Raw genomic sequence first — 13449 nt, forward strand, 5'->3', positions numbered from 1 at the left:
TTCCAACACGGGCGGCAACGGCGATAACGAAAATTTCGGCGCGAATATAAACGGTAGCGGGAATTTTGACAGTACCGCGCAGCACGGCGAGAAAGATAAAAATTTTAACGCCGGCAATAACGATAGTGGCGAAAATTTCAGCACCTGCGCAAGTGTAGCCGACGGCGCAAATGCGAGCAAAGATAAAATTTTAAATTCCACCGACTACGGAATTTACGGCGTTTTGATCTGCGGTACGGGCATCGGCATTAGCATCGCCGCAAACCGCCGCGCTCACGTGCGTTGCGCGCTGTGCCACGACGCAACGAGCGCGCGGCTGGCTAGAGAGCACAACGACGCCAATGTCCTAGCTTTCGGCGCGCGGCTTATGGGCACGCTAGCGATCGAGGATATGATCAAGATGTTTTTCGGTACCGATTTTGCGGGCGGGCGCCACAAAAGGCGAGTGGATAAACTGGCCCTAAATTGCGGTGCGGACGGCACGATGGGCGTTTGCGGCGCAAGCGATGATGCAAGCTCTTGCGATCCGGATTTAGCGCGCAATTTCTGCGAGCAAAATTTTGCGCAAAGCGTGCAGGAGGGTGGTTGCGCGAATAAAATTTCACCGAATGAGAGCGGAGGCTTTGAGGCAAATTTAAAAACTGGAGGCGGGCGATGAACGTGATATTTGGAATTTTAGCGGCTATTTTTGCCGTGCTTTTGGTCCTTTCGATTAGAAAAAATTCTAAAATTTACGCCCTTCTTCGCAAAAGCGAGCAGAAAATTTCAAAACTTCAAAGTGACAACGAAAAACTAAAAACCGCCCTAAAATTCGGCATTGAAGCGCTGCAAAGCGATAAGCAGGAAAAACTAAATTTAAAAATCCAAAACGCGAAATTGAAAAGAGGAAAATTATGAAAAATCTAAGCGCCGAGCAGAGAGACTATCTGTTTAGATCCATCCGCACCGTTAGGGACTTTCCGAAGCCCGGTATTTTGTTTTACGACGTCACGACGCTTGTGGGCGATAAAAAGGCGTTTAACTTCCTACTTGATCACCTGGCCTCGCGCTATGCGGACTACGGGCTTGATTACATCGTGGGTATCGAAAGTCGCGGTTTCATCTTCGGTGCGGCGCTTGCGGCGCGGCTAGGCTTAGCCTTCGTGCCGATTAGAAAGCCCAAGAAGCTTCCCTACATCACGATTTCGCAAAAATACAGCCTCGAATATGGCTTCGATCAGGTCGAGATGCACGTGGACGCCTTTGCCGCGGTGCAAAATGCTAAGGTGCTTCTAATCGACGATCTCATCGCCACCGGAGGCACGGCGCGCGCGGCTTTGGATCTCATCGCGCAGACGCAGGCTAAGTGCATCGAGGCCTGCTTTTTGCTAAATTTACGCGAGCTGAACGACCTTAGCGAGTTTACGCGGCGCACGAACGTTTATTGCATTTTAGAGGCCTGATTTGGAAGAGCTACTTAAAAATTTACTGCAAGAATACCACCAATACGCCTATGTAGTGCTTTTCATCTGGTGCGCGCTCGAAGGGGAGGTCGCGCTGATTTTAGGCGGCATTATGGCGCACGAAGGGCATATAAATTTACCGCTAGGTATCTTTGTTGCGGGGCTCGGAGCGTTTTGTGGAGATCAATTTTATTTCTTTATCGGGCGCTATAATAAAAAATACATTAGCGAAAAGCTAAGCAAACAGCGCCGTAAATTTGCGATCGCGCACCTGCTTTTGCAGCGCTACGGCTGGCCGATAATCTTCCTGCAGCGCTATATGTACGGCTTTAGGATGGTAATCCCGATGAGTATCGGCATCACGCGCTACAGCTCGAAAAAATTCGCGATCGTCAATCTTTTTAGCGCTTGGTGCTGGGCTGCGGCGACGATGGTTTTGGCGTGGTATTTCGGCGAGGAGATCTGGCAGGGCATCAGACTTGCGGAGAAGCATTGGTATTTCGCAATTCCGCTGATCGCAGGGTTTTTGTATCTGCTATATTTTGCGTTTAAAAAGATGGAAACTCATTTTATGAATTTACGAAAGGAAAGAGATGAAAATAGAAATAGTTGATAAAAAGATAGATGAAATTTCGGCCGATTTTGAGGTGATTTTGGTCGTGGATAAAAATTTAAACCACGACTTTATCAAAGACGCGGATAAGTTTGCGCTTTTTAATTACAAAGGCGAGGGCAATCTACTCCTTGCCGAGAGCGGGCGGCTGTACGTGGGGATCAAAGAGCTTAGCTTCGATAGGTTGCGAGCGGCGCTTGCGAGTGCATACAACGCGCTTAAGGGCTACGCGATCAAAAATTTTAAAATCGCCTTTTATAAATGCGGCTGCGACCGCAGAAGCACGATGGCGATGGTCGAGGGCGTGCTTTTAGGCGGCTATGAGTTTAACAAATACAAAAGCGAGAAGAAAAACTCCAGCTTGAATGAAATTTTAATCTCGACGCAGGAGTACGGCGGCGGTAGCCCCGATGTGCAAAAGATGAACTATGGCGTGCAGCAGGGCGCCGTGATGGCAAACGCCGCAAATTTTGCGCGCGACGGCGTCAATGAGATCCCTGAAATTTACACGCCAGAAAAGATGGCGAGCGAGGCTGAAATTTTAGCCTCGAACTACGACGACGTGAGCGTTAAAATTTACGACGAGGACTTTTTGCGCGAGCAGAATATGAATGCGTTTTTGGCAGTCAATCGCTCCAGCGCTCATCCGCCGCGCCTCATCCATCTAATCTATAAGCCGCAGCGTTGCCTAAAGCGCGTCGTTTTCGTGGGCAAAGGGCTTACTTACGACAGCGGCGGGCTAAGTCTGAAGCCGAGCGATTATATGCTTACGATGAAAAGCGACAAAAGCGGCGCGCTTGCCGCGATGGGCATCATCAAGGGCGCCGCCGAGCTCGAGTTGCCGTTTGAGATACATGCGGTTATCGGCGCTACCGAGAATATGATCGGCGGCGATTCGTATAAGCCCGACGACGTGCTACTTAGCCGCAGCGGCGTAAGCATTGAGGTTCGAAACACCGACGCGGAGGGCAGGCTCGTGCTCGCCGACTGCTTAAGCTACGCGCAGGATCTTGAGCCAGGTCTGCTAATCGATATGGCTACGCTTACCGGCGCTTGCGTCGTGGGGCTTGGCGAATACACGAGCGGCATTATGGGAAACAGCGAGGAGCTAAAGCGTAAATTTAAAGATCTTAGCGATTGTAGCGGCGAGCTATTTAGCATTTTGGAATTTAACGATTATCTGCGCGAGCTAATCAAAAGCAGTATCGCGGACGTCTCCAACTGCGCTTCCAGCAGATACGGCGGCGCGATAACCGCGGGGCTGTTTTTGGATAAATTTATAAAGGACGAGTATAAAGACAAGTGGCTGCACCTCGACATCGCGGGGCCTGCGTATCTGGAAAAGGCATGGGGCTATTACGCCGCGGGTGCGACGGGCGCGGGCGTGAGAGCGAGCCTGTACTTCCTGCAGGCTCTAGCCAAAGAGCTGAAGGGCGCGTAGATGGGGCTTTCAGTAGGGATCGTAGGACTTCCGAACGTCGGTAAATCCACCACCTTTAACGCACTTAGCGGCGCGCAAAACGCGCAGGCGCAGAACTATCCGTTCTGCACGATCGAGCCTAATAAAGCGGTCGTGCCCGTGCCCGATGCCAGGCTCGGCAAGCTTGCACAGATCGTTAAGCCCGGTCGCATCGTGCATTCGACCATCGAGTTTGTAGATATCGCGGGCCTAGTGCGCGGAGCTAGCAAAGGCGAGGGGCTGGGGAATAAATTTCTTTCAAATATCCGCGAGTGCGAGATCATCCTTCATATCGTGCGCTGCTTCGAAAGCGGCGACATAACCCACGTCGAAGGCTGCGTAGATCCCATCCGCGACATTGAGATCATCGAAACTGAGCTTATTTTAGCGGACATCGAGCAGCTTGGACGCAAAATCGAGCGTCTCGGCAAGGAAACCAAAGCAAATCAAAAGGGCGCTAAAGAGGCGCTAGCCGTGGCAAACGAGCTTTTGGCGCATCTAAACGACGGCAAGCCCGCTTCAAATTTCGTGCTCAAAGAGGATGAAAGCTACATCGCTTTAAATCGCGAGCTGCGCCTGCTTAGTGCCAAAGATGTAATCTACGGCGCCAATGTGGACGAGGACGGCATCGCGCAAGATAACGAATATGTCGCGCGCGTAAGAGAATATGCAAACGCTCGCGGCGCCGAAGTTATCAAGCTCTGTGCCAAGATCGAAGAGGAGCTCATAGGGCTAAGCGACGAGGAGGCGCACGAGATGCTGCAAAGCCTGGGCGTGCAGCAAAGCGGGCTGGAGCTAATCATCAAGCGCTCTTTTGCGAAGCTCAGCCTCATCAGCTACTTTACCGCAGGCGAGATGGAGGTGCGCGCGTGGACGATCACGAAGGGCTGGAAGGCTCCAAAGGCCGCGAGCGTGATCCACAACGACTTTGAGCGCGGATTTATCAGAGCCGAGGTGATCGGATTTGACGATTTTATCGCGTGCGGCGGCGAGAGCAGGGCGAAAGAAGCGGGCAAAATGCGCCTTGAGGGCAAGGATTACGTCGTGCAAGACGGCGATGTGATGCACTTTAGATTTAATGTTTAAAATTTATTTTTAAGTGCGTCGGATACAGGCCGTTTCAGCTTTAAATTTTAGTAAAATTTTGGCTTGTGCACGGGTTTAATGAAATTTTGATTTTTGCGCGTAGCGGCTTTTGGCTGAAATTTGTATCGCTAGAGCTACAATGGGACTTGTGCGCTAAAGCATCATTAAATTTCGAGGCAAAATTTAATCGGCTTTGCTTGCGTTAAAATTTTACACAAGAAAAGCCACCTTGCGCTGGATTTGCGCTTAAATTCGCCTAGCAAAATATGTCTAAGAAATACTTCCGAAATCGGGCAAAAATTTATATACGGCGAAAACTGCGCGTAAATTTTAAAAGGCAAATTTTACTAAAGATCGCAAAGTTCGTATCTGCGTGCGATAGAATTTTAGCTATATATTTAAATTTACGGCTTACAAATTTGACATTCGGCGATTTTTAAATTTTATGATCTTAAATTTAAACATGTTTGTTTAGTATGCGGTGCGAACCGCGCTCGTAAAGCTAACCGTATTAAATTTGCCGCCGATAGGCGCGGCGTAATTTAGCGAAAATCCAAAACCAAACCCGCTTAAAATTTCGCAGTTTTATTTGGGCGGCAAGCGTAGCGATTGCCGCGCGGAATTCCGCGAAGTAGAATTTGTTGCCGCGGAATTTTGCCGCGCAGAATTCCGTCACGCCGCAGAGTCTTGCGGAAGGATGAGCGGGTTTTCTAGCGCCGAGCAAACAGCGCCTAGCAAGCGGCACTAAATTTAACTTAATTTTGGAGGATTATGCGAAATAAGCAGCCCTGTATCGAAGGCAGGATAGAAAACTTGCACGTCCGCGTCCTTAGGCAGGAGATCGAGACGCTCGTGCTTTTTGAGATCGACGGCGTCCGCTTTCGTATGCGTTGCAGGTCGTTCTCGTTTAAGCAGGGCGATTTGGTGCGCGTCAAATACTGTAAGCAAGGATATCTAGGCAGCCTCGTCGCCTTGGAAGTCGAGTGCCGCAGAACGCCTTTGGAATGTGCCCGCGATTTTGCATTGAGCGCGCTGGATGCCGTAAAACGCACGCTATCTTTAGCTTGGGACATTTTGATCACGTTCGGTCTGATCTTTTTCGTCACGACGGTATTTTACGCGATCTATTTTGCGTTCGCAAAAGACGCATTCCCAAACCTAGGCGATTTTTTCTACACTTGTGCGGGGCTTGCGTTTGTTGCGATGATAATTCTGGCATACGTTTATGCGATCGTCCGCACTATTGAAAGGCGCGCACCTCGCTTGGCGCAACTGGTGTTTAACCTTGCCAAGCGACTACTTGGCTTAGCGCGACTATTTTGGGCGGTATTGATTGCTTGTGTTGCTGCGATTGCGGTGCTGGTTTGGATTTATATGATATTTATTAAGGATAAAACGGCAAGCCTGAGTGATTTTTTCTATTCTTGCGTGGTGCTTGCGTTTGTGTGCGTGATATGCATGGTTTGCTCCACTTGCATGCAAAAACTCTCATCATGGCGCAAGCGTCGTAAGAAATAGCGCTACTCCGCCGCATAAATGTACAGCGCGGAATTTCATAATTACGTCGCCTCAAATTTACATAGCAGAATTTCGCGCCGTGCTATAAATTTTATGCGCCCCGAAATTTTGAAATTTCGTTTCGCACAAATACGGCAAGCTACAAAATTCCGCCACGCGAATAAACCATACCGCTGCAAATTTTACATTTTTAAAATTCCCGTGCTCCTAAGCCTTTGATCGCTCGCCGTTTATTTTAAAGCCGGCGGAAGCTCAAACAAACTAAAGCTCGTTTGAGCCGGGAATTTCGGATAAATTTAAATTTACACACTAGAGTCTAAGCAATCGACCCAATAAGCGACGATTTAAAACGTTATCTCCCAGTTAAATCTAAAATTTCTACGCGGTGCATAAAATCTGCCGATACCAGCACCCGTCGCTTGATCGATCATATTGACCGTTCCGAAAGCCCTGATCGAGCGCGCGCTATCCCAAGTGATATATTTGGCGTTGGTTAGGTTGTAAACGCCTAGGCCGAAGTTGAAATTTTTTTGCGGCTTCGCATAGGCGATAACATCCACCACCGTATAATTGCTGCTTCGCCAACCTTTGGTATTATCGGTCACAGGCTCTCCGTTTACTATGGAAGCATCGATATGCCCCCAGATCGGATCATCTCTTTCGATTTGGCTCTTCCAATACATATTGTAGGTATCTTTGCGCTTCTTGGCTCCTACGTCGGTGATGAAAAGATCAATGCCATATTTGTCGCCGGGCGTGGAATAGCCGATATTATAAACAGAAGTAGGCGGCTGGATCGCATTCATCGGTACTTCTTCGCCCCTGCTACATCCGGAGTTTGAATTATTGGCGTTTGAGCCGTTGCTGGCGCACGACATCCTGCCCTTTTGCCTGCTGTATTTGTACCCCAGTCTAAATCCCTCCATGCTCTCCGATACATCGCCTAGCTCCAGATGGGTATTTATCTCAAATCCGTGTACTTTGGCGCTATCTCGGTTTACGTTTTGATAAAACGGATAGGGTATCTGCTGATCTACGACCTGTAAATTTCCCAAAAATTCAAGATCGATAAAATTTTTATAATCCGTCTTAAAAACATCGAAGGTTATGCGGCTTCTCTCGATATAAAAGGTAAGGGCGATCTCCTTTGTCCTTGCGATCTCGGCTTCCAGATCGATATTCGGGCGGATAGAAAAGTCCGGATGCTTAAAGGTCATATACGCCTCATCCGACGTCGGAGCGCGGAAGCCCTTGGAGCCTTTTAGCTGTATCCTCATCCAATCCAGCGGGTCTAAATTTAGACCTAGTTTATATGAGCCGCTTTTGTATTCCTTCTCTCTTAGTAGGAATTTTAAATTTTGCTGGTAATTTTCCTCTCCGTAAGGAGTGTAGTAACCGTGTATTCCATCATAAGGGTTGTAAGGATACGGCACCCACAAACCGGTTATGATACCTCTAGGGATTTCAGGATAGCCGGTATATTTCGGCTTATGTTTTACGGTATCGTAGCGATAGCCGAGATCAAAACCTACATATTTGGTTATCTGAATTTCATCCCCGATATAGCTTGCCATAGTCGTAGTTTGCACCGGGATCAGGTAGGTGCTAACGGATGTGGTATTGTTTCTGAGCTGGCCATTCATATGATAGTCTGGGTTCGGTGTTCCTGCCCCCGGAGTTCTACCGAAAAATATCTGATCCCACCATTGTGAGTTACCTGCATAAAATCCGTCTTTATTGGTCATAGATTTATCGGTTCTGTCTAAAAGTCCACCGTATGATATGGAGTTGTCTATGACATCAAATAGGCTAATATCCTTCTCGAAGTCCAAATTTAATTGTTGCGTATCGGTATCTAGTGTCCTATCGGAGTATTGGATCTCTTCATAGCCTCTTTTCCCCGGAGTTACGAAATATAATGTATGCGATTTCGTTCCAATATCTTCATCGCTAGAATCTTTTTTTATAGTTCCGTAAACTCTTCCGTCGGCAAGGGTATGGGTTTCGATCTCTCTTTCTACCATTTGATAATTGTAATCCCATGTATCGGAATCATACGTCTCCTTTAATACCTTTAGTTTTTTAGTGCAGTCAAATTTGGAACAATCTAAATAAACTCCATCTCTGGTTTTATAGTCAGTATTTAGAGTGAGATTATTTCCTGAGCCGTCTTGTATAGTACCCGTATTTGGATCTACACCGATCGGCCTATTATTTTTATCTAAGAGATTATATGTACCGGAGCTCGAATCCAGGTGCATTCCAGATGGGTTTTGTATATTCATACATTCATTACCTTGGCAGCCCTCTCTGTTTATCGCGCGGTTTTTAATACTCTGCTTTGAGTATGAAATTTTAACATGATCCCAAAACGGCGTCTCGCTGAAATTTTCATAAGCAAACTGCACGTTTTTTCTAGTAGAGCTATCATGGTTTGTTCTTCTTCCGTATCTTTCCGGAGCGCCCGGATAACTACCCATTCTGAGCGTATACGACAAGTCTTCGCCGTCAGAATTTTGCTTTGAATCGTCTATTGCTACGGAAAATCTATTCTCGTCGCCCGGCTGAAACCCTACCTTTACGAGCGTACTCTTTTTGGTTATGGTGTATGGATCTGCCTTTTCGCGAGTTTTTCCTATGTGAAGTTTGTCCTCTTTACTATCATATATATCGTAGAAATAATTTTTTCTCTCATGTCCGTGTCTATCGGTATTTATAACTAAAAAATCAAACCAGCCGTACCTAGCTGCGCCGGTGAAGGAGTGAAAATTTTGACTATCGACGCTTTGATAGCCCTGTTTAAAGCCGAAATGATAGTTCTTTTCCGTCAAGAAATCCCTGGCGTCTTTAGTTTCAAACATTACCGATCCGCCGAGCGCGCCGCTTCCCGCTTTTATAGAGTCGGCTCCTTTAGTGATATTAGCCGTTTTGACGTTTTCCATCTCTACGCCGTTTCTTGTGTTGTTAAAATTTCCATACCCTTCAAAGAGGTCTTTAAAGCCCTGCGAGCTCAAGGTCTCTGCCTGGCGAAGTCCGTCCACCGTGATAGCCACGCGGTTTTCGTCCACGCCGCGAACAGCGTATCCGCTAGCGCCGAATCTGCCCGTCTCGACCGCCGTGATACCGGTTTGGTATCGCACCAAGTCTCTGCTATCGGTGATTTGCTGCTTCTTAATAGTTTGCGCAGTAGTCTTAGTCTCGCCGACCTTTTGCTCGGCTACGCTTTGCGAATCGACATTGCCCGTTACCTGGATAGTTCCTAATTCTTGCGAATTTGCCTGGTCTTCCGCGTAAAGCGAGCCATAAAAGAGCAGCGAGGCATAGAGAGAGAGAGAGAATCTTCTAAACATTCATATTTCCTTACTTAATGATTATAGAATTGATTATTAACGGGGCGAATAATAATACAAAGATTTTTAATGTTTAATTAAATTGCAGTTTAAATTTAGGGATAAATTTTAAATGCTTGAAATTTTGATTTTTTAAGAAGTATAAAATTTTGAACAGTCAAGAAATGCGTAATGATCGTAATTTAAGCTTGAGTTCGGCGCTAAATTTTGCAAAGCGTTTTTGAAACGACTAGTAAAAATGCTAAAAATTATAAGAGAGCGAATGATAACAAAGCGCATTTTATAATATGTAGCGCGCTTTTAGAATTATGATATTTTGCCGGTAATTTTAAAATTTTATACCCATATCGCTGCGTTATAAATTTAGGATCTTAATAGATTGACGCCTCGCGGGATTTTCTAGCCGGTTGCTTTGTTGTCGCTGAAAATAGGGCATAAAATTTTTGTTTGGTAAAATTTAGATCGTGCTATAAATTTTATGCGCCACGAAATTTTAAAATTTCATTTCGCACAAATACGGCAAGCTACAAAATTCCGCCACGCAAATAAAGCATACCGCCACGTTACGGGCATCGATAATCTACTCGTTTATTCCGCCAAATTAACCTATACCGCCGCAAATTTTATATTTTAAAATTTCGCGCCGAATCTTTCGCGGCTAAAAAATACTTCGCAGAGCCGCTGTGCCCTCTACATGCCTGTATGGAAAGAAATAATGCACGAAGTTTGTGCAAGCGCCCCCAGACACGCATATTTCGGCGCTCAGTCTGTGTCGGACATGCGTAGAATCGAGACCCGGTACCTCTAATCTGCCGCTTTTGTAACCGCTGTAGCCCATCTCTATCGGCACCTCTAGCTCGTCCTTTTCAAACACGACGCGCCCGCTTTGCTCTTGCTCGAGTTTGATGTTTTTCAGCACGATCTTCGGCGCATTTTCGCGGTTTATATAATTAAATTCTATGTTTAGCTCATACGGAGCGCCCGTGGAGTTATCCTCTGAAAAATCAGGTAGCGGATCGCCTTGCCGATGCTCGAATCTCTTGCCGATAGTCGTAACGCGCAAGTCCGTATCTATCATAAAATTTTGCAGTTCTACGCGGGCACCGCCAAAAGAACGAACTAACGTCATAGATTCGTAGTTGCGGCCGAAAAATTTGTCTGCGATAATATAGCTACCCAAAAGCGAGCTTATGACCACCCAAAACAGAAATATAAATTTAAAAACCTTGCGCAAAGCAAATACTAACGTTTTCATCCATCTCCTTCAAATTTAGTCTAAAATCCGCTCAAAATTATACTTCAAAGCTCCGCTATCGCGTGAAATTTAGCGCGATAAATTCTACCGCGAGCAAAATTTGCAGATAGAATTTTGCCATTTTGTCTTTTAATTTCGCTGCGGCGCCAATCGCACAATATAATCGCGCAAATTCAGAGTATTAAATTTTGCGCGCGTAGTCATCTTAAATTTTGCGTTTGCACTGCATTTATATCCGACGCCTGCACTGTGCACTTTCATACGACGCCCTTTAAATACTACATCTGCGCTGTGCGCCCGTATCCGATGCCTGCGCTGCGCCTTAAATTCCGCGCCTGCCCGCTTTCTGCGATCGCAGCGCTCTTTAAATTTCACGCCTTTATTGCGGATAAAATTTTAATCCTGCCGCTACTACGCGCCTTATTCTTTGCGCGCGGGCTCAGTCGTAATCTGAAGCGGCTTTGTTTCAGTATCGTGCTCGCCAAGCTGTGTCGGCTGCCATGCACTTGGTCTTTGTAGCCGTATGAGTTAGCGCGTCTTTAAGCTTTTCAGTCGCTGTTTTGCCGCCGCCGTCACGTCCTCTTCGTAATCATACCACGCAAACATTGCGCCGTGCTGCACCGAGCCGCCCAGCAGATCGCCTCCCTGGCGGTTTTTCAGATCGATATTTGCGACCTTAAATCCGTCCAGCGTCGCTGCGAACTCGCGCAGGCGCTGCGGCGGGGATTTGAGCTTGGTGTAGAGGTAGCAGCGCCCCGCCTGGCCTTTGCGCCCGACGCGTCCGCGCAGCTGATGAAGCGACGCGAGCCCCATTCGCTCGGCGCCCACGATTAAAATGACGCTAAGCCGCGGCAGCGAGATGCCCACTTCGACGATCGTCGTGGTTATCAGCAGCCGTCCCTCGTCGCGGAAGCGGCGCAGGATCTCCTCTTTGTCCTTGTCGCTGCCGTGGGTGATCAGCACATCGGGGAATTGAGCCTTCCAAAACGGCGCCGCCTCCTCAAGACTTTGATAGACCGAGCTTTCGCTTTGCTGCACTAGCGGATAGACGATGATTGCTTGATTGCCCGTGGCGAGCTCGCGGCGCAGATCCTGCATAAAGCCCGTAAATCCGTCGTTTTGCAAAATTTTGGTTTTGATCTGCTTTTCAAACGGCAGCTGTTTTAAAAAGCTGAAGCTCACGAGCTCGGACTGGATCATGCTTAGCGTGCGCGGTATCGGCGTGGCGCTAAACTGAATGAAATGCGCGCGAAACTCGCCGCTCCCCGTGAGGCGCGCGATCTTTTCGCGCTGGTTGGAGCCGAAGCGGTGCTGCTCATCGACCATTATGAGATTTGACGGCGCGAGCTCGTGGTAGAGCAGGGCGTGAGTGCCGATGATAAGGTGCGCGCCCGTGAAATTCGGCTCGCGATCGCCGCTTTTTACGAGCAGGACCTTAATCTGCGGCGGCAGCAGACGGCGCGCCTCGGCGTAAATTTGCTCGGCCAAGATGCTCGTAGGCGCCATCAGATAGCTGATGCGCGGATAGTTCATAGCCGCGCTCGCGAGGATTACGAGAGTCTTGCCGCTACCTACGTCGCCCATGACGACGCGGCGGCGCGCCAGAGGGCTTTGCAGATCGCTAGCGATGTCCTTTATCGCGCTTAGCTGATCGCGCGTAGGCTCAAAAGGAAGCGAAGTAAGCCAGTCCGAAATGTCGTGCAGCGAGTAAATTTGCGCTGGGAAGCTCGTTTTTTTCGCACTTAGCTTTTGCAGGTAGTTTAGAATTTCGACAAATTTCAGCGTGCGTAAAATTTCAGCACCGCTCATCTCTGCGACGGCTACGGCTCGGACGGCCTCGGCGGCATGGATAGTTCCAGCGTCACTTGCAATTTGAGCGATTGTAGGTATGACAGTTGTAGCTTGGGTGGCTGCGGTCTGGATAGTTTCAGTTTGATAATGCATAGGTTGCACGACACAATCGCGCGAAGCGCTCATCGGTGCGGCGAGCGCGTCTTGAACAGCATCGGCGCTTGTGGTCTGAGTGATCGTAGGCTCTGCGGTCTGCACGGCTACTTCCGTCTGAACATTTTCGGTTTGATCGCATACGGGCTCTGCGTCTGTAGCTTGTGCGTTCAAAGTTTGGGTGGTCGCGGATTGCGTATCTACGTCTTGAGTTTGGGCGGCTGTGGGTTGCGTATCTATGTCTTGGGTGCTTAAATTTTGTTTTGCGACTGCAGCTCGTTCGGCTACGGACTGCTTAGTTGCGATATGGGCTAGCACGGGTTGCGCGATTGCGGCTTGAGCATCTGCCGGCCGTATCGCTGTTTGGACGTTGGATCCTAGATCGTTTGAAATTTCATCGCCGCTTGTAGCTGTATTATTATTGTCGGCTTTAAGATCGTCTAAAATTTCATTCGCCGCGCCGCGCTTTGCTTCGCAGGCAAAAACTTCGCCGCTTTGCGGATAGTTTGAAATTTTGCCCCTAAAAATTTCATCATTTTGCGATCTGCCGTTTAAAATTTCAGCGACCGAGTTTTGCAAGCTTGAAATTTCGCTGTTATCTGAAATTCCGTCGTCATTTAAAATTTTATCGCTGCTTGAAATTTCGTCTCTTAAAATTTCACTGCCGCTCGGAATTCTGTCGCTGTTTGAAATGTCGTCGCGCTCGCCGAAATTTTCCGCGCCGCCCTCCTTGAGCTGCCTATTTAGCGCGGCTAGCATTCGCACGCTGCGCGGCGAGCTCT

Annotated in this window: 9 protein-coding genes and 1 pseudogene; 7 read left to right on the forward strand and 3 right to left on the reverse strand. The window is 48.0% G+C overall.

Annotated features, from left to right (window positions below):
- Nucleotides 1-214: 214 nt before the first annotated feature.
- From Q0438_RS04410 to Q0438_RS04440, 7 genes and pseudogenes are all read left to right on the forward strand, one after another.
- Nucleotides 215-463: pseudogene (locus Q0438_RS04410) on the forward strand (RpiB/LacA/LacB family sugar-phosphate isomerase); the annotation flags it as partial.
- Between the two features lie 191 nt (nt 464-654).
- Nucleotides 655-897 carry a hypothetical protein gene (locus tag Q0438_RS04415; protein WP_299187805.1) on the forward strand — a complete coding sequence of 81 codons (243 nt, stop codon included), beginning with the start codon at nt 655-657 and terminating at the stop codon, nt 895-897.
- Nucleotides 894-1442 (forward strand): adenine phosphoribosyltransferase, encoded by a 549-nt coding sequence (locus Q0438_RS04420; protein WP_299187807.1) that lies wholly within the window; start codon nt 894-896, stop codon nt 1440-1442. The genes Q0438_RS04415 and Q0438_RS04420 overlap by 4 nt, the downstream gene beginning before the upstream one ends.
- Nucleotide 1443: 1 nt before the next feature.
- On the forward strand, nt 1444-2055 hold the full coding sequence (locus tag Q0438_RS04425; protein WP_299187809.1) for a DedA family protein: 612 nt from the start codon (nt 1444-1446) through the stop codon (nt 2053-2055).
- Nucleotides 2036-3496, forward strand: coding sequence for a leucyl aminopeptidase (locus tag Q0438_RS04430; protein WP_299187811.1), 1461 nt, complete (start codon nt 2036-2038; stop codon nt 3494-3496). The genes Q0438_RS04425 and Q0438_RS04430 overlap by 20 nt, the downstream gene beginning before the upstream one ends.
- Nucleotides 3497-4600, forward strand: coding sequence for a redox-regulated ATPase YchF (ychF, locus tag Q0438_RS04435; protein WP_299187814.1), 1104 nt, complete (start codon nt 3497-3499; stop codon nt 4598-4600).
- Between the two features lie 771 nt (nt 4601-5371).
- Nucleotides 5372-6118, forward strand: a complete 747-nt coding sequence (locus Q0438_RS04440; protein WP_299187817.1) for a hypothetical protein — start codon at nt 5372-5374, stop codon at nt 6116-6118.
- Between the two features lie 344 nt (nt 6119-6462).
- On the opposite strand, the gene Q0438_RS04445 is transcribed toward Q0438_RS04440, so the two are convergent.
- The 3 genes from Q0438_RS04445 to recG all read right to left on the reverse strand — a co-directional run bounded on the left by Q0438_RS04445 (nt 6463) and on the right by recG (nt 13426).
- Nucleotides 6463-9468: a TonB-dependent hemoglobin/transferrin/lactoferrin family receptor gene (locus Q0438_RS04445; RefSeq protein WP_299187820.1), complete on the reverse strand. Its 3006-nt coding sequence runs from the start codon at nt 9466-9468 to the stop codon at nt 6463-6465.
- 658 nt (nt 9469-10126) lie between these two features.
- Nucleotides 10127-10723, reverse strand: a complete 597-nt coding sequence (locus Q0438_RS04450) for a hypothetical protein (protein WP_299187823.1) — start codon at nt 10721-10723, stop codon at nt 10127-10129.
- Nucleotides 10724-11251: 528 nt separating this feature from the next.
- A complete protein-coding gene (gene recG / locus Q0438_RS04455) occupies nt 11252-13426 on the reverse strand; it encodes an ATP-dependent DNA helicase RecG (protein ID WP_299187826.1) in 2175 nt (724 codons plus the stop codon).
- Nucleotides 13427-13449 lie beyond the last annotated feature (23 nt).

The organism is uncultured Campylobacter sp., assembly GCF_938030785.1.
Taxonomy (GTDB): Bacteria; Campylobacterota; Campylobacteria; order Campylobacterales; family Campylobacteraceae; genus Campylobacter_B.

Coding starts and splice junctions, on each gene's coding strand:
- Q0438_RS04420 (WP_299187807.1), top strand. CDS start 894: ATGAAAAATCTAAGCGCCGAGCAGAGAGACTATCTGTTTAGATCCATC.
- ychF (WP_299187814.1), top strand. CDS start 3,497: ATGGGGCTTTCAGTAGGGATCGTAGGACTTCCGAACGTCGGTAAATCC.
- recG (WP_299187826.1), bottom strand. CDS start 13,426: ATGCTAGCCGCGCTAAATAGGCAGCTCAAGGAGGGCGGCGCGGAAAAT.
- Q0438_RS04450 (WP_299187823.1), bottom strand. CDS start 10,723: ATGAAAACGTTAGTATTTGCTTTGCGCAAGGTTTTTAAATTTATATTT.
- Q0438_RS04415 (WP_299187805.1), top strand. CDS start 655: ATGAACGTGATATTTGGAATTTTAGCGGCTATTTTTGCCGTGCTTTTG.
- Q0438_RS04430 (WP_299187811.1), top strand. CDS start 2,036: ATGAAAATAGAAATAGTTGATAAAAAGATAGATGAAATTTCGGCCGAT.
- Q0438_RS04440 (WP_299187817.1), top strand. CDS start 5,372: ATGCGAAATAAGCAGCCCTGTATCGAAGGCAGGATAGAAAACTTGCAC.
- Q0438_RS04445 (WP_299187820.1), bottom strand. CDS start 9,468: ATGTTTAGAAGATTCTCTCTCTCTCTCTATGCCTCGCTGCTCTTTTAT.